Below are 25,820 nucleotides of genomic sequence, written 5' to 3'. Positions count from 1 at the left end.
GTTTAGTCTTCCAAGTTCACTTCGAAACGCTCACTCGATACGGTCGGTTTAATCAAATGGCGGGTAGCGCGCCAGACGTGATAGCCAATTTGGTCGAGCCAAAGGAGCGATTGTACTTTTCGAATCGAGGACTCCATCTCGAGTTGGTTTGTGGCGGCTTCTTCGAGCAACTCCGCTCGATGCGCTTTTCGATATTCGGCAAGTTGTTTCGAGGCACGCTTCCACTCGCTCGACTCTTCCGGCGGTGTATGGTGATTCAGCCCGTCGACGAGTTCGATCTCATGCAACACGAGTTGACGTGCGACCAAAAAATCGGTATCCCGTAATACATCGTCCGGTTCGACTTCTCGCATGACGAACAGCCAGCGCTCGAGATGATCAATCGTATGGAGAAGTGATAAGTGTCGTCCGTAATCGTTGTTTCCTTTTGATTCTTCAAGTTGTATCGTGCTTAAAAACACACGGACGTCCCCGAGCGTCTTTTCGACGAGTTGCAATTCATCCTCGCGCTTTCGTCCCTCCTCGAGCAGCAAACGCGTTTCGTTTCCGAGATACCGTTCAATCTCAATCAAGGAACGTCTCGCCGCCTCGAGAGCGACGGCCGGGATGCGTGACATATTCGGATCTAAAAACCGGGTCAGTTTCTCAGCCCGACTTGGGATCCACGCCAATAAGCGACGGCTGAACGGCTCGTGAAACGGCAAAAACGTCAACACGCCGAGCAAGTGAAACGACGTATGGAACAAGGCGAGCCGCAACAGCTCATTCCAATTCAATCGGTCGGCCACGCCGTTGACGACTCCGAATAAGAGCGGAAACGTCAGCCAACCGATGATTAAAATCGACCCATGAATCAGCACGTGAGCAAGCACGATTCGTCTCGCCGACTTCCACCCGCCAATCGAACCGATGGCGACGACCAGGCTCGTTCCGGCGCTTTGCCCGAGGACGAGCAGACAAGCTTGCGTGAGTGACACTGTATCGGTCGCGAGCGCCGTCATCGTCAAGACGAGACCGATTGTCGACGATTGCAAAACCGCTGTCATCAAGAGCCCGGTTCCAAGTAAAGCCAACTGATGCAGCGGTGTATCCGCGTTCCACTCGTTAAGGGAGAACGTCACGACGTCACGCATCGATTCTTGGAGCGTGCCAATCCCGACAAAAATGAGTCCAACCCCAACGAGCAGCATGCCGATTCGCCGTACCCGGCGATTGATGAAACGTAACGCCATGCCGACCCCGATGAGCGGTAAAAACAGTTGACGGATATCCAAATTGTACCCGAGGAGTGCCACAATCCATCCGGTCGTCGCACTCCCCGCGTTCGCCCCGATGACGAGGGTAAGTGCTTGCACGAACGTCAACAGCCCGGCACTGACGAACCCGATTGTCATGAGCGTCGTCACGGTCGAGGATTGAAACAGCGTCGTCATCGTCGCTCCGAGTAGGGCACCGGCCACCGGTCCTTCCGCAAACTGGTTGAGCCGGCGTCGCAACCGCTCCCCGGCGAGACTTTTCAGCGTGTCTGTCAAGAGCATCATCCCGAGCAGGAAAATCCCAATCCCTCCGACTAAAGTCGCGATCCCCATCGTGTCACTTCCTTTTCAGCGATCAGTCTCCTCGTAACGTTGACAGCATCCACGACTTTTCTGAAGCATGATCTTTTAAGTTCAAAAGCACATCCTCCGGATAATAAATCTTCTCATCCGACTGACGCGAGTTGAGAATCGATTGGACGAGCATCGACACTTCCGAAATCTCACGGCGATCCCCATCGTTCATCTGCAGAAGAATCCCTTCGTAGTTGCCATGACCTTTATATAAATCATATGGCAGTCGACTTAATTGGTCTTCGAGCAAATAATAACGCGTCGGTAGGCCGATCGTTTCCATCGTCTGTCTAAGACGGTCCATATAGCGGACCCGGCTCGCTTCCGGGAAGTTCTTATACTTTAACAGGCGACGATTGACGAACCGGCTCGCGAGATCCGCTAAAATCGCGTCGTCTTCTTCCATCCACTCTTGGAAATAGAAATAAACGACCGTCTCGTCGAGCTTCAAATAATGAGCGAGCGTCATGTCTTCTCGGTTGAAGATCGGGAGAAAATGACGCGGCTCCATATTGAACGTGTAGCCCGATTCGTACAACTCTTGCGCCCGCTCGAGGACGGCTTTTAAGAGTAGGTCGCTCGAGCGCGTCGCCGGGTGCAAATAGACTTGCCAGTACATCTGATAGCGGCGCATGATATAGTCCTCAATCGTATGCATCCCCGACTGTTTGACGACGACTTGGTCTTCATCCGGACGAAGGACACGAAGCATCCGCTCCAAGTCAAACTTGCCATAACTGACCCCGGCAAAGTGCGCGTCGCGGAGCAAATAGTCCATCCGGTCGACATCGAGCTGTGAACTGAGCATGTTGACGAGCAACCGGTTCGGATGCGTCTTGTTGATGATGGCCGCGACTTCTTCCGGGAAGCCGACCCCCATCTCCGATAACACCGTGTTCACTTCCGTATCGCCTAAGATGATGCGCTCGGTCCACACTTCGTGTCGGACGGAGAAGACGTGTTCAAACGCATGCGAGAACGGGCCGTGACCGACATCGTGCAGGAGTGCCGCCGCGAGCAACAGCTCTCGATTCCGGTCGTCCCATTCCGGATACTGGTGGAACTGATCGATGAGCTGACGCGCAATCTCATAAACACCGAGCGAATGGTGGAAACGTGTGTGTTCGGCACCGTGGAAGGTCAAAAATGACGTGCCGAGCTGCTTGATGCGACGTAACCGTTGAAACTCTTTCGTATTGATTAACTCCCAGATGAGATGATCATAAACGTAAATATAGCGATGAACCGGGTCTTTAAACACTTTCGACCCAGATAATTGACCTCGTGATGTGTACATGACGTTGCCCCCTACGTTTCAATAGTATGTATTTCGCCTTTCAGCGTGTCGTTCCCTCCATGCTATAATGAAGAGAAAACTATCTTTTGAAAAGGAATTAATGTATATGATCCATCCACTTTTACGCCAACCGACCTACCGCGTCATCGATCAATCGTCGCTCGGTCCGATGTTCCAAGCCGAGCAGTCATTCGCGACCGACGATACGCTTTGTGCCTCGACGAAAGTTCAAGGTGCGGTGCTTCGCGCTTGGGTCCATTCGAACACGGTCGTCCTCGGAATCCAAGACGCGCGCCTCCCCCACTTGAAAGACGGGATTCGTCTCCTTCACGAGCGTGGCTATCGTCCCGTCGTTCGAAATTCAGGAGGACTTGCCGTCGTTCTTGACGAAGATGTATTGAACTTATCTCTTATTTTACCCGAGAACGATGGGATTCAAATCGATAGTGGTTATGAGGCAATGACGTCGCTCATTCAGCATATGTTCCGTGACGTGACCGATGTCATCGTCGCCGGTGAAATTGTCGGATCCTATTGTCCCGGAAGCTTTGACTTGTCGATTGACGGCAAGAAGTTCGCCGGCATCTCGCAGCGCCGTGTCCGGGGTGGCGTCGCCGTTCAAATTTATTTGAGCGTCCGAAAGAGCGGGAGCGCACGTGCCGCGCTCATCCGCGACTTTTACGAAGCCGCGATTCAAGGCGAAGCGACGCGACACACGTATCCGGCCATCATCCCTGAAACGATGGCCTCGCTCGAGGACCTTCTCGGTATTCCGTTGACCGTCGAAGATGTGTTGCAACGGGCGTATGACGTGCTCGGTGGTTTTAGCGAACTTCGACCTGGAACGCTCGACATCGTGGAACAAGATACGCTTGCCGCACAACTTGACCGGATGTGGAAACGAAATGAACCGATTCGGGATATCGAACATCAATTATTAGAGGAGTGAGCACATGTTTAAAATCATCACCGATACCGGCGCCGATTTGACTCAAGATCAAATCGTTGAATACGGGTTAGAACTATTACCACTCGGTGTCATCATCGACAATGAAGAATTTCTAGACGGCGAGACGATTCAACCGAAAGACGTATATGGGGCGATGCGTGGCGGGAAGACGCCGAAGACGTTTCAAATCGAGGCCGCACGTCTCGAGCATTGTTTCCGGCAATTGCTCGAATCAGAAGTCCCGTTCCTCTATCTCGCCTTTTCGGGCGAGCTGTCGGGCACGTATCAGACGGCCGTCATGGTCGGGAATGCGTTAAAAGAAGAATACCCGGATAGCACGTTCCATATTCTTGATACTCGTGCTGCCTCGGTCGGACAGGGCTTGTTCGTCAGAACCGTCGCCGAGTATGGTCAAGAGCATACATATGAAGAGACCGTCGCCTATGCCGCGTCGCTCGTCGGAAAGATTCGGCATTTGTTCACGGTCGAATCGCTCGAATATTTAATGCGCGGTGGCCGAGTCTCGAAAGCGAGCGCGTTCATCGGTGACTTGCTCACCATCCTTCCGCTCCTTACGGTCGAAGATGGGAAACTCGTCCCAATCGAGAAGGTACGCGGTCATAAGAAAGTTCTTCGCCGCATCACGGAATGGATGACCGAATCAAAACCGATCGCCGAAGGTGGAGACGTCTTTATTGGCCACGGGGACGACCCGGCTAAAGCGGACCAATTCGAAGCGATGCTTCGCGAACACGTCACACCACGTCACGTGACGAAGACAATCGTCGGCTCTGCCATCGGGGCGCACACCGGTCCCGGCTTACTCGTCGTCGCATATTTTGAGGCGTAACCATTGAACAATTGAAAACAGCGAGCACCCATTTGGGTACTCGCTGTCTTTTTATTTATTCCAGTTCGTAAAACCATCACCGAATTCAAGGTGAAGCTCGTTTTGGAACGTCCCATTCTCGAACTTCGGTACGTCGACCGGAAGCTTACCGCCTGGTTTCACTTCACCGAAGATGGCACGGATTCCAGCCGGGAGGTTCGGCCCAGCCGACTTCAAGTTCCCTGCCTCTGAGTCCGGTCCGTTCGGGTCCCCTTTGAAACCATAAATGAGGAGCTGGGCTGGTGCGTCCGGTTGGACGGCAACATCATACGGATTCCGTAAGCTTAAGAGTACCGACTTCTTTCCGGTCTCGTTCGCGTAACGGAACACTTCCGCCGGCACGTAATTGTCCGCTGCATTTGGTCCGAGCTTCGCGCTGTTGTTCACGTTCGATCCAACGATGATGTAGTCAGCCGCCTCAACTTTTTGCTTCAAACTCGGATTGTTCGCTAGACGAGGTGTCGACGCCGTATAGTTCGCTGTCGTGACGACCACATCTTTCATGTTACCCGCATTTTTCTCAAGTGACTTGATCGTTCTTACCATACTGTCCGTCTGATCTTTCGCTGGCGAGATCACAAGGACCGTGTCCCCTTTTTTCGGTTTGAACGGCAGCGTCTTGTTATCATTTTTCACGAGCGTGACAGCCGCTTCTGCGATTTCGCGTTCTTTCGCTTTATGTTCGGCACTACCGACGACCGCGTTCGCCTCGGCGAGCTTCGCCTCAAGCGTCGTCGTGTCGACCGACTCTTCCCAAATGCCGCGTTCCGCTTTAAGCTTTAAAATCCGCTCGACCGCGGCATCGATTTTCGCTTCGTCGAGACGTCCACTCTCGACCGCCGCTTTCACTTCATCAAAGATACGTTCCAATTTCACGACGTCCGCGTTCGTCCGCAAAATCGTTGGCATGAGCGCGATATCGACGCCTGCCTCAAACGTCTTGATGACAGCTTCAGCTTCTGTGAAGTTGTCCGAGATTGCCTGCATGTTCAATGCGTCCGTAATAACAATGCCGTCATAGCCCATCTCGTCACGCAAGACACCGGTGATGACATCGTCTGAAAGCGTCGCCGGGAGCGGGAACGTGCCGCGCGCCGATTCGACGACTTCGTCCTCGATTTGCGGCATCCCGATGTGTGCCGTCATGATCATGTCGATGCCTTCGGTGATCGCCCGTTTGAACGGGAGCAACTCTAAACCGCGTAAGTCTTCAAGCGACTTGTCGACAATCGGGAGACCATAGTGTGAATCGACCGCTGTGTCGCCGTGTCCCGGGAAGTGCTTCGCCGTCGCGGCGACCCCTTGGTCTTGAATCCCTTGTGTCATTGCCGAGCCGAGCTCACCGACGAGTTCCGGATCGCTCGAGAACGAGCGGACGCCGATGACCGGGTTAGCCGGGTTGTTATTGACGTCTAGGACAGGTCCAAAGTTAACGTTTACCCCGAGCGCGTTCAATTCCGAACCGATGATGTTCCCCGCATCATAGGCGTACTGGCTGTTTCGCGTCGCGCCGAGCGCCATATTACCCGGCAGGTTCGTGCCGGTCCCGAGCCGCGTCACGATGCCGCCTTCTTGGTCGATGGTGATAAAGAGCGGAATGTCGTTGCTCTCATCTTGTTTGATGACTTCTTGCAGGTCGTGAACAAGTTTCGTCGTCTGTTCGGTCTCGGTTACGTTCTCCGCGAACAAGATGACGCCTCCGAGGTCGAATCGGTCGATGACACGTGCCACGTCCGGCGCAAGTGCCGTATGGTTCGCCCCGTTCCATAATCGGAAGTCTGGCATGATCATTTGCCCGAGTTTCTGTTCGAGCGTCATGGCGTCAAGCTTACTCGACACCCGCTGTTCAATTGATAACGGCGGTGCCTCCTCGGCCACGACCGCATTCGCCATCGGCACCGATGAGACGAGTAGTGCCGTCGTCAGCCCAAGTGTCGCTGTCCAGTTCAATGCTTTGTTCATGTTCCCACTCCTTTTTTGAAAGTTATCCCCGACCCCTAAACAAAAAGGCACGGAGGAAGAAGCGTTGCCTCATCAACGCTCGTTCACCCCATGCCTGATCGTATCAGTTACATATGGTCCTTATTCAGGTGGTCACCGTCAGTATAGCAACTCCAAAATTCAGAAACAACATTTCTCATGAAAGCGTAACCAATTTGAAATAAACGTTCTGTCTTGTAACAAGCCATGACTGTATTGGCAAAACCAATAATTTCGGTGGTTCGAATTCGTCTCCATCTTTGGTAAACTCTTTTTGTTAGGGGTTAACTTTAAAAAGGGGGAAATCATCTTGGCACGAGGGGAACTGAAACGAAAGCCGGAATGGTTAAAGATTAAACTAAACACGAACGAGACGTACACTGGTTTGAAAAACATGATGCGCGAGAAAAACTTACATACGGTTTGTGAGGAAGCGAAATGTCCGAACATCCATGAGTGTTGGGCCGTCCGCCGCACGGCAACGTTCATGATTCTCGGTAGCATCTGTACCCGCGCCTGCCGTTTTTGCGCGGTCACGACCGGGAAACCGAACGAGCTCGATTGGGAAGAACCGAAGCGCGTCGCCGAATCGGTCCGCCTCATGAACTTAAAGCACGTCGTCATCACCGCTGTCGCGCGCGACGATTTGAGCGATTACGGGGCAACCGTGTTCGCCGAGACGGTCCGGGCCGTCCGGGCGATGAACCCGGAGACGTCTATCGAAGTCTTGCCGTCCGACATGATGGGCGACTTCTCGGCACTCCAAACGTTGATTGATGCCGGTCCGGACATCATGAACCACAACTTGGAGACGGTCCGTCGTCTCACGCCGAGAGTCCGGGCGAAAGCGACGTACGACCGTACGCTCGAATTTTTAAAGCGTTCAAAAGAATTGAACCCGGACATCCCGACGAAGTCGTCGATCATGGTCGGGCTCGGTGAGACGAAAGACGAGTTGATTCAAGCGATGGATGACCTCCGAGCTCACCACGTTGATATTTTAACGCTCGGCCAATACTTGCAACCGACGAAGAAACACTTAGACGTCGAACGGTATTATCATCCCGACGAGTTCGCCGAGTTGAAAGAGATCGCCCTCGCGAAAGGTTTCTCACACTGTGAGGCCGGTCCGCTCGTCCGCTCCTCATATCATGCCGACGAACAAGTCCACAAGGCGCGTCGCCACACGATGCTCCCAATCGATTAAGAGAAAGAAGAGACGTTTATGAATGGAACGACGTGGCATTTGATCACGACCGAAGGCCGCTCACCGGCCGAAAATATGGCCATCGATGAAGCCGTCGCGACGTTCGTCGCGCGAGGCGAACTGAAACCGACACTCCGCTTCTATTCGTGGGCTCCGCATGCCATCAGCGTCGGCCGCTTTCAACGGGCGACGCGTGACCTTGACCGGGACACATTGATGAAAAACCAGATTCCGGTCGTCCGGCGCTTGACCGGAGGCCGCGCGGTGCTCCATGCGGATGAACTGACGTATAGCGTCATCTTGCCGGAGACGATGCCGTCTCTCCCGACGAACGTCATCGAAAGCTATCGCTTGTTGACCGAAGGCGTACGACGCGGATATCGCGCACTCAACGTCCCGGCCGAGTTCTCTGTCCCGCTGACAGAAGCCGACCGTGAAGCACTTCGGAAACCGAAATCGGCCGTCTGTTTTGACGCCGCCTCCTATTATGAGCTTGCCGTTGACGGGAGGAAGATTGCCGGCAGCGCCCAAGTGCGCCATCAGGGCGCCGTCTTGCAACATGGCTCGATCCCCTTATCGATGAACGATGACGTGTTGTTCGACTGCTTCAACCTCGAAAAAGAGGAAAAAGCGGAAGCGAAAGCACGGTTTGGGGATAAGGCCGTCTCGTTAAACGAGACGCTCGGCCGCAATGTGTCGTTCGATGAGGTCGCCGCAGCCTTCACGGATGGCTTCCGTGACGCGTTCGACTTGACGTTCGAACCGCTCGTCTTCACCGAGGCGCAACAAAAAGAAATCTCTCAGCTCGTCTTAAAGTATGAGAGCGATGAATGGGTATGGAAACGCTAAAAAACGAGTCTCGCGACTCGTTTTTCTTATTGTTGCGTATAAATAGATACCGATCCTCCGTTGACGAAGAACTGGCCCCAGCCGTCGGCATTGATTGTGACGAGACGAGCGTTGTTGCCGGTCATATCTTTCCATACCTCGCCGGCGTTTTGACGACCGACGTACATCCACTTCGAGCCACCCGGTCCGTCCGATAGAATCGTTGCGAGTCCCGACTTGGCACGGTCCGCCACGCCTTCACGCGTCCAACCGATGACGTCTTGATGGTCGAGATAGTCATGCTGTGTGCCATAGGCGAAGTCTTTCCGTGCTTTCATAATCGGCTGTAGCGACGCCGACATGTTCGGAATTTCCCGGTTCGTCGTCCCTTTCGTCCCGTAATAATCGCCGTAAAAGAGCGTCGGGTACCCTTGTCCGCGTGTCATAATCGTCGCATAGGCGAGCGGCTTGAACCAGTTGGCGACCGTCGATTCGAGCGATTGCCCTGGCTGCGAGTCATGATTATCGACGATTGTCACCGCGAGAGATGGGTGTTGCTCGACGACCGTCCCTTTCAAAATGTTGCGCATATCATAAAACCCGCCGCCGTTCCCAGCTGCTTGGAAGTTATAATGGAGCGGCACATCGAAGACGGAATGCGTGTAGCCGGTCTTCGCCAAGTAGTCGTTGATGGCGCCAAGGTCGTTCTTCCAATATTCGGCGACAGTAAACATCTCTTTACCGGTCGTCTGACGGACGCTCGTCACCCACTCGCGCAAGTACGAATGGCTAATATGTTTGACCGCATCCAAACGGAAGCCGTCGAGGCCGAGCGAATCTGCGTACCACTTGCCCCAGTTTTTCATCTCCTGTCTAACTTCTGGATGTTCAAAATCGACGTCGGCATACATGAGGTAGTCATAGTTCCCGTTCTCGTTCGAGACGTCCGTATCCCACGCCTTCCCCGTGCTCTTGAATTTGTAGATTCGGCTCAAGTTACGCGACTGGTCCCAATCGGTGCCGTCAAAGTGGTACCAGCGCCACTTGAATGGGGAGTATGTATTGTTCCGTCCTGCGAAGTTGAAGCCGGTCCATGCTGAAATTGCATATTGTCCAGAGGTCTCTTGGTTGCGGTTCGATGGGTTGACTTCGACGGCTTGGACAGATTCGGTGTAATCAGCACCGCCTTTATGGTTCATGACAACGTCACCGTACACGCCGATGCCTTTACCGCGTAAATTCGTGATCGCTGATTGGAGCTGTGCTCTCGTCCCATACTTCGTCCGGGTCGTCCCTTTTTGATTGAACTCACCGAGATCATACAAGTCATACGCACCATACCCCACATCGTTTTGTGACGTGCCTTTATACGCCGGCGGAATCCAAACCGTCGTCACTCCGATGTCTTTTAAATGCTGTGAATCGTTCGATAGCCGGTTCCAATGCAACCCATCGTTCGGGACGTACCATTCAAAATATTGCATCATTGTGCCGTTCTGTGGGGTCGCTGCTTGTGCGACCGGTTGCCCTGCGAGCAGTGCAATCGCTGTGACCCCTGCCGTGAGCGCCGTCCCTTTCCGTCCTTTACCCATCCCTTTTCCTCCTCATACATTTTATGCAAGCGCTTTCATTAATTATCATGCATCATTTCACTTTAGTTGAACAGAGGCTTTTCCTAAAACGGTGCTTCCCGCCTAACTATTTTTTTCGTGAATAGTTCACTCGACCAAAACAAAAACGGATGGCTTGTGCCATCCGCCTAGTCAGCTGTCGCGTTCCATCCGTTTTCGCTTCGCGAGAAAGCCAAGGTACGGGAGTCCGGTGAAGATGAGTCCGATTGTGATGAGGAGATGGACCATAAGAAGCGCTGTCGCCATCACGCTCGACCAATCGAGTTGCATGATGATCCACAAGCCGAGCCATACAATCAACAGCGTGAGCGCCGCACGCCCCATTGTCCGCTCTTCTGTCGCGTACTTCGTAACCATCGTCTCTCGGTCTGAATAGATCGGCCGCGCTCCGGGATGGCCTTTGAAGATGTGAATCTCGTCCCCGGTCGAGGTCACGTGCTCCCACCCACTCGATGCGAACATCTCGAAATACTCTTCGTCCGGACGCGTCCGATAATCAAGGCTGTACTGGACGTCCGCCGGCTCGCCTTTGACTAATGAATAGCCGAGTGGTGCAAACTTTTCTAAGTGCCAGCCCTGTTTGGCCATCTTTTCGAGCTTTCTCATCTCACGCTCTTCGGCGAACGCAAGCCCCCAGCTCGACATGTACTTCCGTTTCATACGTGTCCCTCCCCTTCTAAAATAAACCGTGCATCCTCGACAATCGCTTGGCGTCGTTTCACGTCATCGCGTAGCAAGTCGCGTCCCGCATCTGTAATCAAGTAACTTTTCTTCTTTCCGTCCCCGTCGAGCGGGTGGATCAGCCCTGCAGCGACGAGCTTCTTGATAATCGTATACATCGAGGCTGGTCCGATTTGCATCCGGCCAGCCGTCAACTCCTCGACGAACTGCATGATCAAGTAGCCGTGTCTTGGCTCGGTCAAGGCGAGCAAAATATAAAATGTGCTGTCAGTCAATTCACCGAGCTCGATTGTGTCATTACGTGGCATTAGGTCACCTCCTATATCATTCAATGATACATTTCTTACTCTTACTATATATCGTTGAATGATATATGTCAATGAATGATATAAAAAAAAGTCACGGACTAATTTGTCCGTGACATTGTCAACTCGTTACATAATCGAGGTCGTGCAAAATGTACGCCAAAAAGAAAATCATGCTCGGGTTCTCGTAACGCATCTGTACTTTCCGGAGTTGTTCCCGATAGATGACCTCGTACTCGGCCCCGTTCATCTTCCGCTCCATATTCATCTTGATGAGGGCGTCGAGCTTGTCCATCATGTCGACGAGTTTGCCTTCATACGTATCGTCTTTTGAGTCGGCCATATAGCGGCGAAATGCCGATTGCATGTAATCCGGGAGGAACGACAACAGCGCCTCACTTTCAGCCCGCTCATACGCCTCGAACGCCTGTCCCGTCTCGGTCGTCGAATGCTTCACAGGACCGAGCACGTCCCCGGTCACCCCTTCGACGAGATCGTGGCAAAGTAAGCGCGCGACGAGCTCCGCCACATCCACGTCGACACCATACTTCTTCTGCTCCAACAATCCGCTGAACATCCCGAGCGCCGCCGCTCGGAATCCGTGAATCGCGTCGTTATCGTCAATCGTGTTGAAGCGGCCCTTCCAGCGCCGAACGCTATCCATGCGCATGACATTCTCAATGAACGTCAACACTTCTGTCTCTTCTTCGACTTGATCGTATAACCAGCGAACAGAAGCGAGCGGATGCTCCCGGAGCGCCGTTTTCATCTCCTCGAGTTTCGCAACGAAGTGAGGCGACCCGTGGGCGACTTCACGGCGAACGAACAACATCGCATCGAACGAGTCGATGCCGTCGACAATTCGCCCTTCAAAGGAGTCGTCTTCTGCCTCGACAAGGAATCGGTAGAAGTCAGGACGCAGCGACTGTGATAATAAGTCGACGAGACCTAAGCTCGCCGTCCGCTCCATTCGCTCGATATGTTCTTTTAGCGTCGGCTCTTTTTTCGTCCGATGCATAATCGGGCCCGTCTGGACCTCATTCATATCGTGAAAGAGCGCCTTACCTAACACATCGAGCAAGTTGACCGAACGTCCTTTTTGTTCTTCATAATAGGCCGCAAGCAAACTGAAGACCGCGACACGAAAACTATGGCTTGCCGCATTGTCGTGATAGTGCGGCGCGTATTCGTCCCAGCGTTGAACGTTTTGCATGCGCGTCATCTTACGGATAAACGTTCCGTTATGCATCAAACCCCTCCTTGTTTATTCAATCGGTCCCACGTATCATCGTGACAGACGACGTAGAGCGTGTCGTTCGCTTGAAGTGGTGCTTCGAGCGTAGTCGCATAGTCGAGACGGCCATGAGCGTGATCCCTTGTTGTAGCAACGCCTCCGCGGCTAGCCGTACCGTCGTCCACTCTTGTCTCGGCGTCATCGCATGAATGTTACCGCCCGACTGTTTGCTAAGTAGCTGCCGGAAAATCGACGTCGTCCCCGGTTGGAGCGTCGCCTTCGCCATGAGGAGCGACACCGAGTCGTTCGCTAAGATGAAGTCATCGATGCGGACGTGTTTGAACTTCGAGATGTTCCGCTCTTCACACACTTCGACGACCGTATGCAAATCGACGCCTTGCGCTTGCGACAACGCCTCGACGGCCGACGCAATGAGGAGTGACTTTCCATCCGCAAGTAATGATTCGGCGATCCGGGCGTCCGCGAAGATGGCGACACGGCGCGCACGAAGAATATTCGCCTGCAGGAGCACTGTTTCGTCAGAGGCATCTCCTTGCACATAATGGACGCGGTCATGGTCGTACGGTTCTTCCTTTAACTGGTCAATCAAGACGATGTCCGCGTTCGGCTCGTAGCCGAGCACCTCGTCAATCGCCTTCTTCGTCTTCGGCGACCACCCGATATAGACGTAATGGCCTTCTCCTCGATACATAAGCTTCCCCTCCCGTTTTAACCGTTGAAACGTCGCACCGACTTCAACGAGTTTTCCAATCAATGCCCCGATTATCCCGATTCCGAATAAGAATAAGAAAATCCCGAGCCAACGCCCGGCGACCGATGACGGGAAAAAGTCCCCGTAACCGACCGTCGTGAGTGTCGTCATCGTCCACCAGAACGAGTCGAACATGGACGGGAACGTCTCCGGCTCCACCCAATGTCCGACGAGCGTGCCCGTCAAAATGATGACGAGCGAGGCGAGCACGATGTTTAAAAAGGACAGCTTAGACAATCCGCGCCAGACGCGAAAAAAGATATGCACTGAAATCACTCGCTTTCTCAGATATACTAGTAACAACTCAACTTGTTTACGAAACCCGTCTCGACTCGGTTCCGTATAGAAAGAAAAAAGAAAGGACTGACTTATGGATTCCATCGTTTTAGAATACCGACTCTATAAAAATGAGCTGTCGTTTGAGCCGCTCTACCATTATACATCGCTCGGGCTCGATGAAGTACTTGCCCGCCGCGAATGTGAGTTTTTTGTCAAAGACGGCATGACGTATAAACAACGTTCGTCCGCACTCGAAGGCGAGCAGTACTTTTTGATTTACGTCGATCGCTATACAGAAGGCCCGGTCGACAAGAAAGAAACTGACGACATCAAAGTCGAGATTCGCACGCTCGACGATCGGTTCGACAACCCGCTTCTTGAAGCATACTTCGTCGATCGCCATTTAGACGCCCTCGCCATGCTCGGTAGCCAGTACGTGTATGTCGGCGGCAATGAATATGAACGTGACTCAGCCGAAACGGATGAGGACCGTGGCACGTATGTGCTCTATGTCACCCCGACTGGTTATACATTGGAGGAAACAACATGAAGACAAGCAAGAAAATTTTGAGCGGCCTCTCCGCCGCTGTATTGACCGCCTCACTCGCCGCCTGCGGGATGGACGAGACGGAACAAGCGACGCTTCCCGACGAACCGACCGGGTATGAGTGCGACGATTGGGAATGGGATGCAGAAACCGAGTCCTACTATTGTGACGACCGACGTTCCCCGCACTTCGGCAGCTTCTTCTTACTCGGAAGCCTTTTCAACTCCAAGAGCGCATTGAAAAACTCGTCAACGTATCAAAATTATCGCTCGAACGGTGGAGCGAGTAGCCTCACCCCGAACCGTTCAAACCCCGGTTCGAACTCTGGTCTCGGTAGCGGATCAAAAGGCGGTTTCGGCGGATGAACCGAGACGCCTTGTTCGCACAAGTCCCTTATTTTTGGCCGGACTTGAACGAGGAAGAGTATGCGCTTTATGACTGCCTCATCTATTCGAAAGAAGAAGTCGAACGGATTCGTGCGGCGACACGTGACGTCGACGTCATTTTTCGCAAGACAAACCGCCTGCTCCGGACGCTTCCGGACGAGACGCTCCATCTTCTCGGCTACCCGGAGGCGAGCCTACCGTTTCTTCGAGACAAGGCGATTCCGCAAGAGACGATTATCGGTCGCTACGACTGGATCGTGAAAGACGGCTCGCTCAAGTTGATGGAGTTCAACGCCGACACACCGACGTTCATTAAAGAGCTGTTTGACGTGAATCGGTACGTGACGACAGAATTCGGACTCGACGACCCAAACGTCGGTGCGACCAAGCTGCTTCAAAGTGAATTACGAAAAGCGGTCATCGCTGCGTGGCAGCGATTACACAAAGACGGGACACCGAAAATCGTTTTCACGGCCCATGATGATAATATCGAAGATAAATGGACGACGCGTTTCTTGCAAGAGACGCTCGACTTACCGTCCGAGTTCGTTGCTCTGCACGAACTACTCGTCGAAGAGGATGGAGTGTATACGCCGTCGGGTGAACGGGTCGATGTGTTGTATCGGCAGACGTATCCGATTGAGCACTTGGTCGACGACTTAGCACCGGACGGGACACAGATTGGTGTTCGCCTGCTTGAACAGAACGAGGCAAAACACGTCTCGCTCCTCAATCCGTTATCGGCGTTCCTCATGCAGTCCAAGGCGGTACAAGCGTTCATTTGGGAGCTTTATGAAAACGAGCTATTCTTCAATGAGACAGAGCGGACCGTCATCCGCACATACTTTTTACCGACCTATCTCGAGCCTGAGCCGTTTTTAGGTCAGTGCGCTTACGTGCAAAAGCCCGCGTTCGGACGAGAAGGGGATTCGGTCATCTTGTACGAAAAGGATGGTACGCCGTTCCATAAAGAAGTGCTGCAAACGTACGCAGACGAGACGGCTGTCTATCAACAATTCGATGAATTACCGGTTCGGAAAACGAACACGGTGAACGGCACGATCGACACACACTATATGATTGGTTGTTTCTGTTTGAACGGTCGCCCGTCCGCGCTCGGTGCGCGGGCCGGCAGCATGATCACGAACAACCAGTCCTACTACTTAGCCATCGGCACACAAAAGGAGAATAACTCATGACGTTCATCACGCTCGATTCGATTTTGAGCTTTTTGGCCCACCTCGGTACAGGGTTTGGCCTCATCTTGATTGGTCTCGTCGTCTTCGCGTTGACGACAAAGTATTCGGAACGAAAGCTCATCAAAGCCGGCAACGTCGCCGTCGCCTTGAAACTTTGGGGCAAGGCGCTCGGTCTCGCTATCGTCATCTATACGGTATGGGCGAATAGCGTCAACTTGCTCGATGCGTTCATTTGGGGCATCGTCGGGATTCTTGCACAAGTGCTCGCGTTTTGGACGTTTGAATACGTACTCACGCCTGGTGTGAACTTAGAAAAAGAAGTCGAGAACGGCAACCTCGCCGTCGGCATCAGCCTCTTCTCGGCCTCACTTGTCGTCGGCATCATCGTCGCCGCGAGCTTGACATATTAACAAACAGCCCATGCACTCAGTCGAGGCATGGGCTGTTTTACTAGGAGGAAAAAGAAGATGTCAAAACGTGGACTCATCCTCTTACTGACGGGTATGCTGATTATCATCGGAATCTCAGTAACAGCGGGTGTTCGATATTATGAAGACGAACAACGAAAACAAGCTTCGGCACAGTCGCAACAAAAACTGAATGAACAGTTGGGCACTCAAGGTTGGTACGCCTACGAGTATCACAAGCTAGACGGATCGACCGTCGTTTTGTTTACGAATGAAGGCGACACCATCCTCGGTCTCGGCATCATGAAATCAGATGGGGGCTTCAGTGCGTCGACATGGGATACGATTGAACAAAAACCGTTCGATTCGATTCACTTTGGTAATACGACTGACGAATATATCGGAATTCGCTTCAACGAAAAACCAGAGGACGTGGCGTATGTGCGACTGAACGGCTCGGACTGGAGCGAGACGTACATCGTGAACGATCCTCGAGATGAAGGATACGTCATGTCCTATTTAATCACGCTTGATGAATCACAACGGGGTAAAGCTGAGACAATCGAGACGCTCGACCGCGACAAAAACGTGATACACGCTGACGAAATATAAAACCGCAAACCGATGACCGGTCTGCGGTGTTGTGGCGACTGCTCTCGCGGTCGTCTTTTCTTATGCGTTGGCGAGGACGGCTGATGGACCGAAGAACTCGTAACGGGCTTGCGGAATTATTTTGACGACCGTCTCCATCATTGCCGTCGGGCCACACGTGTAGACGTCATGCCCGTCGACGTCGAGCGCCTCAAGTTGTGGCGCACCCATACAGCCTGATACGTCGTCGACGTGTGTGATGAGCTGTAGTCCGTCGTTCACAAGTTCGTCGAGCTCTTCACCGAGTGGACGGAGTGCTGTGCTACGAACCGCATGAAGCAACGTGACGGAACGACCTTGACCGAGCGCCGTCTTCGCCATGTTGAAGAGCGGCGTAATGCCGATGCCACCGGCGACGAGGGTGAGCGGGCGATCCGATGTTTCGAGTACGAAATCACCGGCTGGGGCGCTCACAGGAATCTCGGTGCCGACCGTCTGCTCATGGAGCCAGTTCGAGACGAGCCCTTCCGTTTTCGGCGCAATCCAGTAGCCGTCTTCTGTCGTCTCGACGACGCTATATTGCCGATGGTGCAAAATGGCTTCACCTTGGATGCGGGCTTGAACCGAGATGTATTGACCTGGAATCGCCGTCCCGACGACCCCGTCGCTCGCGACAAGGCGGAATCGTTTCACTTCCGACGTATCCTCAATCACTTCAGCGATCGTGAACGGTTTGAAACCGAGCCAAGGCGCTTCGTCATACATCTGTTTCTCGAGTGAGATGAAGACGTCGGCGATGACGCCGTATGCTTTCCCCCATGCATCGATGATGTCCGGCGTGGCGGCTTCCCCGAGTACGTCTTGAATCGCGCCGAGTAAGTTCTCACCGACGATTGGATAATGTTCTGGACGAATGTTCAAACTCTTATGTTTATGAAGCGCCGGTTGGATGGCCGGTAAAATTGCTTCGAGCCGATCGATATGGACGGCGGCTGCATAGACCGCGTTCGCGAGCGCCTCTGGCTGACGCCCTCGTTTTTGGTTCGTGTGGTTAAAGAAATGACGGACTTCCGGATTGTTCTCAAACATCCGTTTATAGAAATGGCTCGTGATGGCGACACCGTGATCTTTCAAGACGGGTGCGGTCGCTTTGACGATTTCGATGGTCTGTTGGTCTAACATCAATATTTCCCCCTTTTCACATGTACACGTTCATTATGTGAGAGAAATCACTTTAAAAGCAATATATAAAATACTAGTTTAAAACAAGTTCAAATTTCCGACTTGAATCCGTCACGCTCTCTTCACATCTTCCATCATCGCGCTTTCGCAAGATGTCTTGTACAATAAACGAACGAAGAGGTGATTTCATGCGGCTCACGCAATCGTGCGATTACGCACTCCGAACGCTGATGTATAGTGCCACGTTCTCCCATCGTCTCGTGACGATTCAAGAAGTGGCGGACCAGTACCACATTTCAAAAAACCATGTGATGAAAGTCGTCTACGAGCTCGGTAAGCATGGGTATCTCGAGTCGGTGCGCGGTCGCGGTGGTGGTTTCCGATTAGCCCGCCCGATGGAAGACATCAATGTCGGCGAAGTGGTCCGAACGATGGAACCGTTCGAACTCGTCGAATGTTTTGGGGAAGGCCGCTGTGTCATCGCCCCTGCCTGCGACCTCCGGAGCGTGTTGAACGAGGCGATGCTTGCGTTCCTCCATGTGCTCGACCGCTATACGGTTGCCGATCTCGTTGCGAATCGGACAAACGAACTGGCTATACTTTTAGGCGCACAAAAGCCGACGGACTAAACGAGTCTGTCGGCTTTTGAATTAGAGTGGCTTTAACTTCGCTTCGATTTCATCCCGGCGCGGCTCAAGGAATGGCGGTAGCGCCAAGCGCTCCCCGAGCGTCTCGACGGACTCATCGGTCGCAAATCCCGGTCCATCGGTCGCGAGTTCGACTAAAATACCGCTCGGCTCACGGAAATAAATCGACTTGAAATAATAGCGGTCAATCAGTCCGGAATGGCTGATGCCAAAATCGTTTAGCCGCTCGACCCAGTGCTCCATCTCCAAGTCGTCCTCGACACGAATGGCGACGTGATGGACGCTCCCTCGGCCCGGCCGCTCCGACGGGACCTCGGGACGGTTGACGAGGTGAATCTCGGTCGCCACGCCCCCGTCTCCTGTCTCGAACACACGAACCGTTTGCTCATTCCGCTCAAATTCAGAGGCGAACCGATAGCCAAGCACGTCCGTCAATACGCGTTCCGTTTTCTCGATGCGTCGTACCGTCCATTCACTGAAACCAAGACCGAAGATGGCGACGTCAACAGGAACCGGACCGTTTGACCACGGTGTGCCCGACCCACCTTCGACGAGACAGAGCCGTTGCCCTTCCCCGTCTTCGAAATAAAGCGTCGGCCGACCGAGTACCTCCTCTACAGGATCATGAAGGACATCGAATTCAGCAAACCGCTCCAACCAGTAGGTCAATGCTCCCGCTGGCACACGAAGCGCCGTCCGTGAGATGCTGCTGCTCCCACGATACGTCTGTCCGAGAAACGGCAGTTCGAAGAATGTCAAATCGCTTCCTGGTGTCCCCGTCTCATCTGCATAGAATAAGTGATACATCGACGGATCATCTTGGTTGACCGTCTTTTTAACGAGACGCATCCCGAGCACTTCTGTATAGAATCGTAAATTATTCTTTGCGTCCCCTGTCATCGCTGAGACATGGTGTTGCCCTAAAATCGCCTTCATTGCATCATCTCCCTTTCTTTCTTTGATTTCATTGTACCATCGTTTCATAGTAAAGTTCGCTTTACATTAAGTAAAGTTTGTTTTACACTATTGTTAGAAACAGGAAATGAGGTGGCCCCATGCCATTAGTCAATCGCGTCAAAGAGTTGCGGGCTCGACATCACTTGACGCAAGGCGACCTTGCGGCCAAGGTCGGTGTGACGAGACAGACAATCATCTCGCTTGAGAAAGGTAGCTATACGCCCTCTCTCATGCTCGCGATGCAAATCGCCCGCGTGTTCGAGGAACCCGTCGAATTCATTTTCACAATCGAGGAGGAAACAGAATGAAACGCGTCATCATCCAATCCCTATCAAGTATTATCTTGTACATCCTAATGGCGTTTACGATTGCCTCGTTCGCCTCAACAGTCACGCATTCATTAGCTGCGCTAAAATCCGGTGTGTTCGTGCTAGAGTTTAACTTTCTCCCATTCTTGTTATTGATCATCTTTTTTGTTGTCTGGACGATCTATTCGTTCCGCACACGGCCAAATCAACAGATGGGCTTCGGTCAATGGTCGGTCCGGATGACTGAATTCAGTGAAGTCGATGAACGAGAGGCGCTGATTACGGCGAAAGCGACGAAAGCGGCGTACGTCTCGTTCAGCATCTCTGTCCCGCTCTTCATGCTCACGTTCTTCTTTTATCCGCTGTTTCAGACGGCGTGGCCGACATATCCCGTATTCGCGCTCGTCTCCACGCTCATTATCGCGAACCTCGTCTATATGACGACATGGATTCGGGCCTATACCCGTTAAGGAATTCACAACGAATTCCTTTTTTTGTGTCGATTTTTCGTCGAATCGAACGTCACGATTGCCAAGTTCATTGCCACATGCTTATATATAACTAAATGGTTATATAAAGAGTTAAAGGAGTCTTTTCATGTGAAAACCGTTGATTTGACGACCGGAAACGTGCAACGCGTCATCGTAGCGCTCGCCCTTCCGCTCGTCGGCAGTTCGCTCTTACAATTCACGTACAGTCTCGTCGATATGTTCTGGGTCGGTGCGCTCGGAAGCGACGCCGTCGCGAGCATCGGCGCCGCTAGCTTTTATATCATGCTTGCCCAAGCCATCCAATCGTTGATTGTTGTGGGCGCCGGCATCAAAGTATCTCAAGCCGTCGGCAAGCATGACGATGCCCGGATTCAACGTTACGTTCGGAGCGGCAGACGGTTGAACGTTGGCCTTGGACTTTCGGCTGCGCTCCTACTTGTCTCACTCGGGCCGACGCTAATCGGCTTTTTAAACATGAACGCGCCAACCGTTGAGCATCTTGCCTATCAGTACTTGCTCGTCAGCGCCCCCATGCTTCTGTTCTCATTCTTCAACTTGCTGTTCGCCCGTCTGTTCAGCGCCTATGGCAACACGACGACGGCAATGCGGATCAACGCGACCGGTGTCATCCTCAACATGATCTTATCGCCGCTCTTCATCTATCCGTTCGGGCTTGGCGTTCTCGGAGCCGGTCTCGCGACACTCGTCGCCAACGCCGTCATGTTCGGTTTTTTCTGGCATCGTTCCAAAGCGTTATTTGATTGGAACGAGACGATCACACCGGTCCGTGCTGACTACGTTGAGATTGTCCGCCTCGGGTTTCCGATGGCGACGCAACGTGTTCTCTTCACCGTCATCAGCATCTTCCTCGCCCGGATGATTGGTTCATACGGGACCGAAGCGATTGCGGCGCAGCGCATCGGCCTCCAAATCGAATCGATCGCCTATATGATAATTGGCGGACTGAACGGCGCCATCGCAAGCTATACCGGACAAAATCTCGGTGCCCGGAAAATTGACCGCGTACACGAAGGATACCGGGTGACGACACGCCTCGGCATTCTCTATACCGGGCTGATCACACTCGTCTTCCTCGTCTTCCCGGACATGCTCATTCGTGCCTTCGTCGTCGATCCGATGACGATCGAAATCGGGGTCAGTTATTTACGCATCATTGGTGTCTCGCTCATCTTCGCCTCGTTTGAGATGATCGGGAACGGTTATTTCTCTGGACTCGGCCTACCGAAAATCCCGGCGACCATTTCGATCGTCTTCACGGTCGCCCGCATCCCGCTCGCCATCGTCCTTGAACCGTACCTCGGCATCAACGCCATCTGGTGGAGCATCGCCATCTCGAGCATCGTCAAAGGGCTCGTCTCCGCATTGTACGTCCAACTAACAAAAAAGGAAGTGACTTCCCTTGCCGAAGCGATTTGAACAGTTATCGAAGCCTCTTCTCACGAGCGGTAAGTTTGCCATCGAACGTGAGATGCTCCGCGTCACCTCAGAAGGGACGCTCGCTGTCACGAAACATCCAAGCAGTCTCGGTGATAAAGCGACGCATCCCTTTATCACGACCGACTTTTCCGAAAGTCAAATCGAGTTGATCACACCGACGTTCTCGAACGTCGAAGCGGCGCATAACTTTTTAGAGACGCTATACGACATCACGGCTTTAACGATCGGCGATGAACGGCTCTGGCCGCAGTCGATGCCGTGCGCCCTCCCGGATGGCGGGGTCATCCCACTCGCCGACTTCGGCAGTTCGGGGCTCGAGGCCGGACGCTACCGGGCACATCTTCTCCAAAAATACGGGGCGAAAAAACAGCTTATCTCCGGCATTCATTTCAACTTCTCATTTTCAGACGAGTTGATTGCCGCTTTCCATGAAGGGTCGCCCGAGCCGTATAATCGATTCAAAAACGAACTCTACATGAAATTGGTCCGCAATTATTTGCGTATGCGTTGGCTTATCGTCTACTTGCTCGGCGCGACACCTGCCGTCCATACGAGTTATGAGGAACGTTGCGTCAGTCAGATGCAGGCCTTAAGCGAGGACGTGTATTCGAATACGACCGCCCTGTCTTACCGCAATAGCGATTGTGGCTACACGAACGTCGAACCGCTCTACCCGGACTATTCAACGCTCGCCGAGTATACCGACAGCGTCCGACGCTTCATTTCGAAAGGTGACATCACCAACCCAAACGAGTTGTACTCGCCGATTCGACTGAAGACGTCTCGGGGCGGCAACGATTTAAATCGACTTGAAACGAACGGCATCGATTATCTCGAAATTCGCAACATCGACTTGAACCCGTTTGAAAAGACAGGCGTCGCCCTCGACGATTTGAAGTTCTTGCACATCTTCCTACTTTACTTGGCGTTAAAAGACGAAACGAACTTTGCAAACTGGCAGGCCGAGGCGTTCCACAACCAGCAACGTGTCGCCAAAAAAGGCCTGTCCCCGACGCTTACGTTGCACCGAGATGGCGACTCGGTCGCCTTACACACGTATACGAACGAACTGTTAGATGACATTGAAGCGTTCAACGCCCGCTACGCGCTCGGGTTCGATGAGCTCTTCCCCTCTATCCGAGCGCGCATCAATCAAGTCGAGATGACGTATGCGTCACGCCTGACACTTGCCATGACGACAGAAGGCTATACGGACTGGTCGCTTCGCCAGGCCGAGGCATTTTATCAAGACGCCTACGCCAACCGATTCCGGATGCATGGCTATACCGACATGGAGTTATCAACACAGATTTTGATGAAGGCGGCCATAAAACGAGGCTTTGAAGTTGACGTCCTCGACCGGGGCGATCAATTCATCCGGATTCGTAACGGCTCAAGGACCGAATACGTCAAACAGGCAACGAAGACGTCGAAAGACAATTACGTGTCGGTGCTCATGATGGAGAATAAGACGGTGACGAAACATGTGCTCGCCGAACAAGGCATCCGCGTTCCGAGCGGCGTCGAGTTGCGCGATGAAGACGACTTGCGCGCGGTGTGGCCCTCTTTCACGGGACGCGCCATCGTCTTAAAACCGAAGTCGACGAATTTCGGAATCGGCATCCATATCTTTAAAGACGGCACGACGTTCGACGAGGCGCTCGAGGCGTTCCATCATGCGAAAACGTTTGACGACGTCGTCTTACTCGAGACGTTCCTTCCTGGAAAAGAATACCGTTTCCTCGTCATCGGCGACACGGTTGCTGGCATCTTGCACCGTGTCCCCGCGAATGTGACCGGAGATGGCAAATCAACGATTCGTGAGCTTGTTGCCAAGAAGAACGAGGACCCGCTACGCGGAAAAGGCTATAAGACCCCGCTCGAAAAAATCGAGATGGATGACATCGTCGTGGCGTTCTTGCGAGCTCAAGGCAAGACGCCGGACAGTGTACTCGCGGACAGGGAGCGCGTCTTTCTCCGCGAAAACTCGAACATCAGCACCGGCGGCGACAGCATCGACTATACCGATCGCATTGCCGACTCCTATAAACAGATTGCCGTCGCCTCGGCGCAGGCGGTCGGTGCGACGATTTGCGGCGTCGACATGATGATTCCGTCGCTCGAGCGTGAAGGCGACTACGGCATCATCGAGCTTAACTTTAACCCCGCTATCCATATCCACTCGTTCCCATACGAAGGAAAAGAACGGCCCATCGGTGAGGCGGTCCTCGACTTGTTGTTTGACTGAACAGGTTGTGCTTGCCCAAAAACCGGGAATAGAGACTACGTTGAGATGCAATACTATTACGAAAGGGGACATTTCAATGGGGGCCGTCAAATCACATGTGGAAGGCAACACGCTTGTCGTCGAACGTAGCTTCCGAGCACCGCGTGAACTCGTGTTCGAAGCCTTCTCGAGTCCGACCCATCTCGAATCTTGGTGGGGACCTGCTGGATGGAAGACCGAGGTTCGCACGTTCGAGTTCAAGCCTGGTGGCACATGGCACTATTGCATGACCTGTGTCGACAAGAATCAAGGAGATTACTATGGGATGGAGTCATGGGGAAAATCGACGTTCGTCGAGATTCACCCGCATCAAAAAATCGTCTATACGGACGCCTTCTCGGATGCGGACGGGAACATCAATGCAGACTTTCCTGTCATGACGATCACGAATGAATTTGTAGACATCTCAGGAGGCACGCTACTTGTCAGCCGCTCCGAGTTCTCGGACGACGAATCGCTTGAGAAAGTCGTCGAAATGGGCGCCGTTGAAGGGTTCGCCTCACAGCTCGACCGGCTCGACGCAATCGTCTCGAGATAACAACAAGCACCGCAGCCTTCTGTTTAGGCGCGGTGCTTGTTTGTTGCGACATCCTCATTCACTTCTTAGTGTTTCAAATAGACGGACGCGCTCTGTATCACGAATTTCCCGGTATGCATCGCCAACGCTGATCTCGGTCGAGCAATAGCCGTCATGGGAGACGAGATAACCGGTAATCCCAATCCCGGTCGCGACTTGAACGGCTTGTATTCGTGCCGCGACCGCTTCGTACTCCCCAGCAAAATGCAGATGGAACATGTTCGTCACCGGAACTTCGGGTGTCGTCCATACGCCGTCGAGCGCATTGAAATGGTGCGCTAACTCCTTCGCTTGTGCGTAATAGTCCGCCATCCGACCTTTCCGAAGCGCATAGTAATAGTCGGCCGAGATGATATAGGGGTATAGGCCAATCAAATCCCCACCGTATCGCCGTTTCCACACTCTCGCTTCCGTACAGAACGGTTTCGGTCCGGCCAAGATGGCGCCTGCAATACCGCCGATGCCTTTATAGAACGAGACGTAGACGCTATCGAATAACGCACACACCTCTTTTGCCGTCTTCTCATAAAAGGGGAGCGTCTCGAATAGGCGTGCCCCGTCAAGGTGCAGTCGAATCCCTCGATCATGGCAGAAGTGACTGATTGCCTCGAGCTCATCAAAAGGCGGCAAGTATCCCCCGAGCTCCCGTTGTGGCAACTCAATCAACAACGAAGCGACGTCTGGAAGTGCTCGTACTTCCTCAATCGTCATCAACCGCTTGTCGTCCCCAAGTAATATTGACTCAAGGTGATGCAGTTCCTTCAAGCCATCCTGTTCGTGAATCTCCAAGTGACAGAGCGGGTGATAGGCGACACGTCGGTTCCCCGTCTCGTCCGCCCAAATGCGTAACGCGATCTGTTGCGCCATCGTGCCACTCGGGAAAAAAATAGCGTCTTCTGTCCCGAGTTCTTGTGCCAGTTTTTGCTCGAACCGCTCAATCACTTCACCCGTGCCGTAATGGTCGCTCGCCAGGTTTGGGTCGACTTCAATGAACGCTTGCTGCAAGACGTCGACGGTCCGTTTTCCGTGACCACTCAATTGCTGCGACGTCTGTTGATACGATGTCCGTAAATCCATCTCATCCCCTCCAAAAATAGCCCCCTATCCATAGATAGGAGGCA

Annotated in this window: 26 protein-coding genes; 15 read left to right on the top strand and 11 right to left on the bottom strand. The window is 53.0% G+C overall.

Annotation, left to right across the window (positions count from 1 at the left end; genetic code table 11):
* Positions 1 to 2: 2 nt before the first annotated feature.
* Positions 3 to 1,589, bottom strand: coding sequence for a Na/Pi cotransporter family protein (locus KNP92_RS00970; protein WP_214835582.1), 1,587 nt, complete (start codon positions 1,587 to 1,589; stop codon positions 3 to 5).
* Positions 1,590 to 1,611: 22 nt separating this feature from the next.
* A complete protein-coding gene (locus KNP92_RS00965; RefSeq protein ID WP_214835575.1) occupies positions 1,612 to 2,907 on the bottom strand; it encodes an HD domain-containing protein in 1,296 nt (431 codons plus the stop codon).
* 106 nt (positions 2,908 to 3,013) lie between these two features.
* Here KNP92_RS00965 and KNP92_RS00960 point away from each other — a divergent pair, with 106 nt between their 5' ends.
* Positions 3,014 to 3,856, top strand: a complete 843-nt coding sequence (locus KNP92_RS00960) for a lipoate--protein ligase family protein (protein ID WP_214835573.1) — start codon at positions 3,014 to 3,016, stop codon at positions 3,854 to 3,856.
* Positions 3,857 to 3,860: 4 nt separating this feature from the next.
* Positions 3,861 to 4,706 (top strand): DegV family protein, encoded by an 846-nt coding sequence (locus tag KNP92_RS00955; protein ID WP_214835571.1) that lies wholly within the window; start codon positions 3,861 to 3,863, stop codon positions 4,704 to 4,706.
* A gap of 51 nt (positions 4,707 to 4,757) precedes the next feature.
* On the opposite strand, the gene KNP92_RS00950 is transcribed toward KNP92_RS00955, so the two are convergent.
* On the bottom strand, positions 4,758 to 6,707 hold the full coding sequence (locus tag KNP92_RS00950) for a glycoside hydrolase family 3 protein (protein WP_214835569.1): 1,950 nt from the start codon (positions 6,705 to 6,707) through the stop codon (positions 4,758 to 4,760).
* 325 nt (positions 6,708 to 7,032) lie between these two features.
* Between KNP92_RS00950 and lipA the strand changes: the two genes are divergently transcribed.
* Positions 7,033 to 7,932, top strand: coding sequence for a lipoyl synthase (lipA, locus tag KNP92_RS00945; protein ID WP_260564018.1), 900 nt, complete (start codon positions 7,033 to 7,035; stop codon positions 7,930 to 7,932).
* 18 nt (positions 7,933 to 7,950) lie between these two features.
* Positions 7,951 to 8,781, top strand: coding sequence for a lipoate--protein ligase family protein (locus KNP92_RS00940; protein WP_214835565.1), 831 nt, complete (start codon positions 7,951 to 7,953; stop codon positions 8,779 to 8,781).
* Positions 8,782 to 8,807: 26 nt separating this feature from the next.
* On the opposite strand, the gene amyS is transcribed toward KNP92_RS00940, so the two are convergent.
* The 5 genes from amyS to KNP92_RS00915 all read right to left on the bottom strand — a co-directional run bounded on the left by amyS (position 8,808) and on the right by KNP92_RS00915 (position 13,650).
* Complete coding sequence (gene amyS / locus KNP92_RS00935) at positions 8,808 to 10,352, bottom strand: alpha-amylase (protein ID WP_214835563.1); 1,545 nt, start codon at positions 10,350 to 10,352, stop codon at positions 8,808 to 8,810.
* A gap of 171 nt (positions 10,353 to 10,523) precedes the next feature.
* The gene (locus tag KNP92_RS00930) at positions 10,524 to 11,051 is read right to left on the bottom strand and encodes a DUF2812 domain-containing protein (RefSeq protein WP_214835561.1); all 528 of its coding nucleotides are present in this window, start codon (positions 11,049 to 11,051) and stop codon (positions 10,524 to 10,526) included.
* Positions 11,048 to 11,380, bottom strand: coding sequence for a PadR family transcriptional regulator (locus tag KNP92_RS00925; RefSeq protein ID WP_214835559.1), 333 nt, complete (start codon positions 11,378 to 11,380; stop codon positions 11,048 to 11,050). The genes KNP92_RS00930 and KNP92_RS00925 overlap by 4 nt, the downstream gene beginning before the upstream one ends.
* A gap of 118 nt (positions 11,381 to 11,498) precedes the next feature.
* Complete coding sequence (locus KNP92_RS00920) at positions 11,499 to 12,626, bottom strand: YfbR-like 5'-deoxynucleotidase (RefSeq protein WP_214835557.1); 1,128 nt, start codon at positions 12,624 to 12,626, stop codon at positions 11,499 to 11,501.
* Positions 12,627 to 12,645: 19 nt separating this feature from the next.
* Complete coding sequence (locus tag KNP92_RS00915; protein WP_260564015.1) at positions 12,646 to 13,650, bottom strand: ion channel; 1,005 nt, start codon at positions 13,648 to 13,650, stop codon at positions 12,646 to 12,648.
* 103 nt (positions 13,651 to 13,753) lie between these two features.
* Between KNP92_RS00915 and KNP92_RS00910 the strand changes: the two genes are divergently transcribed.
* Genes KNP92_RS00910 through KNP92_RS00890 form a run of 5 tightly spaced genes read left to right on the top strand, consistent with a single transcriptional unit; the run spans position 13,754 to position 16,813 of the window.
* Positions 13,754 to 14,212: a hypothetical protein gene (locus tag KNP92_RS00910; RefSeq protein WP_214835555.1), complete on the top strand. Its 459-nt coding sequence runs from the start codon at positions 13,754 to 13,756 to the stop codon at positions 14,210 to 14,212.
* Positions 14,209 to 14,574: a hypothetical protein gene (locus KNP92_RS00905; protein WP_214835553.1), complete on the top strand. Its 366-nt coding sequence runs from the start codon at positions 14,209 to 14,211 to the stop codon at positions 14,572 to 14,574. Before KNP92_RS00910 ends, KNP92_RS00905 begins: the two co-directional genes overlap by 4 nt.
* A complete protein-coding gene (locus KNP92_RS00900) occupies positions 14,571 to 15,794 on the top strand; it encodes a glutathionylspermidine synthase family protein (protein ID WP_214835551.1) in 1,224 nt (407 codons plus the stop codon). The genes KNP92_RS00905 and KNP92_RS00900 overlap by 4 nt, the downstream gene beginning before the upstream one ends.
* Positions 15,791 to 16,204 (top strand): DUF350 domain-containing protein, encoded by a 414-nt coding sequence (locus KNP92_RS00895; RefSeq protein ID WP_034807010.1) that lies wholly within the window; start codon positions 15,791 to 15,793, stop codon positions 16,202 to 16,204. Before KNP92_RS00900 ends, KNP92_RS00895 begins: the two co-directional genes overlap by 4 nt.
* A 57-nt stretch (positions 16,205 to 16,261) precedes the next feature.
* The gene (locus tag KNP92_RS00890; RefSeq protein WP_214835549.1) at positions 16,262 to 16,813 is read left to right on the top strand and encodes a hypothetical protein; all 552 of its coding nucleotides are present in this window, start codon (positions 16,262 to 16,264) and stop codon (positions 16,811 to 16,813) included.
* Between the two features lie 60 nt (positions 16,814 to 16,873).
* On the opposite strand, the gene KNP92_RS00885 is transcribed toward KNP92_RS00890, so the two are convergent.
* Positions 16,874 to 17,974, bottom strand: coding sequence for a globin domain-containing protein (locus KNP92_RS00885; RefSeq protein WP_214835547.1), 1,101 nt, complete (start codon positions 17,972 to 17,974; stop codon positions 16,874 to 16,876).
* A 188-nt stretch (positions 17,975 to 18,162) separates the two neighbouring features.
* Between KNP92_RS00885 and KNP92_RS00880 the strand changes: the two genes are divergently transcribed.
* Positions 18,163 to 18,603, top strand: a complete 441-nt coding sequence (locus tag KNP92_RS00880; RefSeq protein ID WP_214835545.1) for an RrF2 family transcriptional regulator — start codon at positions 18,163 to 18,165, stop codon at positions 18,601 to 18,603.
* A 21-nt stretch (positions 18,604 to 18,624) separates the two neighbouring features.
* Here KNP92_RS00880 and KNP92_RS00875 read toward each other — a convergent pair whose 3' ends face one another.
* Entirely contained in the window at positions 18,625 to 19,557 is a 933-nt protein-coding gene (locus tag KNP92_RS00875; RefSeq protein ID WP_214835544.1) for a ring-cleaving dioxygenase, read from the bottom strand.
* A 119-nt stretch (positions 19,558 to 19,676) separates the two neighbouring features.
* Between KNP92_RS00875 and KNP92_RS00870 the strand changes: the two genes are divergently transcribed.
* The 5 genes from KNP92_RS00870 (at position 19,677) to KNP92_RS00850 (ending at position 24,660) form a co-directional block, all read left to right on the top strand.
* Positions 19,677 to 19,886, top strand: a complete 210-nt coding sequence (locus KNP92_RS00870; protein ID WP_214835542.1) for a helix-turn-helix transcriptional regulator — start codon at positions 19,677 to 19,679, stop codon at positions 19,884 to 19,886.
* Entirely contained in the window at positions 19,883 to 20,356 is a 474-nt protein-coding gene (locus KNP92_RS00865; protein ID WP_214835540.1) for a hypothetical protein, read from the top strand. Before KNP92_RS00870 ends, KNP92_RS00865 begins: the two co-directional genes overlap by 4 nt.
* A gap of 24 nt (positions 20,357 to 20,380) precedes the next feature.
* Positions 20,381 to 21,814, top strand: a complete 1,434-nt coding sequence (locus KNP92_RS00860) for an MATE family efflux transporter (protein ID WP_251136343.1) — start codon at positions 20,381 to 20,383, stop codon at positions 21,812 to 21,814.
* Positions 21,798 to 24,083 carry a bifunctional glutamate--cysteine ligase GshA/glutathione synthetase GshB gene (gene gshAB, locus KNP92_RS00855; protein WP_214835538.1) on the top strand — a complete coding sequence of 762 codons (2,286 nt, stop codon included), beginning with the start codon at positions 21,798 to 21,800 and terminating at the stop codon, positions 24,081 to 24,083. Before KNP92_RS00860 ends, gshAB begins: the two co-directional genes overlap by 17 nt.
* Before the next feature lie 76 nt (positions 24,084 to 24,159).
* A complete protein-coding gene (locus KNP92_RS00850) occupies positions 24,160 to 24,660 on the top strand; it encodes an SRPBCC family protein (RefSeq protein ID WP_214835537.1) in 501 nt (166 codons plus the stop codon).
* 54 nt (positions 24,661 to 24,714) lie between these two features.
* On the opposite strand, the gene KNP92_RS00845 is transcribed toward KNP92_RS00850, so the two are convergent.
* On the bottom strand, positions 24,715 to 25,776 hold the full coding sequence (locus KNP92_RS00845; protein WP_214835535.1) for a threonine aldolase family protein: 1,062 nt from the start codon (positions 25,774 to 25,776) through the stop codon (positions 24,715 to 24,717).
* Between the last annotated feature and the right edge of the window lie 44 nt (positions 25,777 to 25,820).

The sequence above is a fragment of the Exiguobacterium sp. s122 genome (assembly GCF_018618475.1).
In the GTDB taxonomy this organism is placed as follows: domain Bacteria; phylum Bacillota; class Bacilli; order Exiguobacteriales; family Exiguobacteriaceae; genus Exiguobacterium; species Exiguobacterium himgiriensis.
The sequence above is the reverse complement of the archived record's forward strand: the minus strand, read 5'-3'. Positions and strand labels throughout refer to the sequence as shown.

Coding starts and splice junctions, on each gene's coding strand:
- KNP92_RS00970 (WP_214835582.1), bottom strand. CDS start 1,589: ATGGGGATCGCGACTTTAGTCGGAGGGATTGGGATTTTCCTGCTCGGG.
- KNP92_RS00965 (WP_214835575.1), bottom strand. CDS start 2,907: ATGTACACATCACGAGGTCAATTATCTGGGTCGAAAGTGTTTAAAGAC.
- KNP92_RS00960 (WP_214835573.1), top strand. CDS start 3,014: ATGATCCATCCACTTTTACGCCAACCGACCTACCGCGTCATCGATCAA.
- KNP92_RS00955 (WP_214835571.1), top strand. CDS start 3,861: ATGTTTAAAATCATCACCGATACCGGCGCCGATTTGACTCAAGATCAA.
- KNP92_RS00950 (WP_214835569.1), bottom strand. CDS start 6,707: ATGAACAAAGCATTGAACTGGACAGCGACACTTGGGCTGACGACGGCA.
- KNP92_RS00940 (WP_214835565.1), top strand. CDS start 7,951: ATGAATGGAACGACGTGGCATTTGATCACGACCGAAGGCCGCTCACCG.
- amyS (WP_214835563.1), bottom strand. CDS start 10,352: ATGGGTAAAGGACGGAAAGGGACGGCGCTCACGGCAGGGGTCACAGCG.
- KNP92_RS00930 (WP_214835561.1), bottom strand. CDS start 11,051: ATGAAACGGAAGTACATGTCGAGCTGGGGGCTTGCGTTCGCCGAAGAG.
- KNP92_RS00925 (WP_214835559.1), bottom strand. CDS start 11,380: ATGCCACGTAATGACACAATCGAGCTCGGTGAATTGACTGACAGCACA.
- KNP92_RS00920 (WP_214835557.1), bottom strand. CDS start 12,626: ATGCATAACGGAACGTTTATCCGTAAGATGACGCGCATGCAAAACGTT.
- KNP92_RS00910 (WP_214835555.1), top strand. CDS start 13,754: ATGGATTCCATCGTTTTAGAATACCGACTCTATAAAAATGAGCTGTCG.
- KNP92_RS00905 (WP_214835553.1), top strand. CDS start 14,209: ATGAAGACAAGCAAGAAAATTTTGAGCGGCCTCTCCGCCGCTGTATTG.
- KNP92_RS00900 (WP_214835551.1), top strand. CDS start 14,571: ATGAACCGAGACGCCTTGTTCGCACAAGTCCCTTATTTTTGGCCGGAC.
- KNP92_RS00895 (WP_034807010.1), top strand. CDS start 15,791: ATGACGTTCATCACGCTCGATTCGATTTTGAGCTTTTTGGCCCACCTC.
- KNP92_RS00890 (WP_214835549.1), top strand. CDS start 16,262: ATGTCAAAACGTGGACTCATCCTCTTACTGACGGGTATGCTGATTATC.
- KNP92_RS00885 (WP_214835547.1), bottom strand. CDS start 17,974: ATGTTAGACCAACAGACCATCGAAATCGTCAAAGCGACCGCACCCGTC.
- KNP92_RS00880 (WP_214835545.1), top strand. CDS start 18,163: ATGCGGCTCACGCAATCGTGCGATTACGCACTCCGAACGCTGATGTAT.
- KNP92_RS00875 (WP_214835544.1), bottom strand. CDS start 19,557: ATGAAGGCGATTTTAGGGCAACACCATGTCTCAGCGATGACAGGGGAC.
- KNP92_RS00870 (WP_214835542.1), top strand. CDS start 19,677: ATGCCATTAGTCAATCGCGTCAAAGAGTTGCGGGCTCGACATCACTTG.
- KNP92_RS00865 (WP_214835540.1), top strand. CDS start 19,883: ATGAAACGCGTCATCATCCAATCCCTATCAAGTATTATCTTGTACATC.
- KNP92_RS00850 (WP_214835537.1), top strand. CDS start 24,160: ATGGGGGCCGTCAAATCACATGTGGAAGGCAACACGCTTGTCGTCGAA.
- KNP92_RS00845 (WP_214835535.1), bottom strand. CDS start 25,776: ATGGATTTACGGACATCGTATCAACAGACGTCGCAGCAATTGAGTGGT.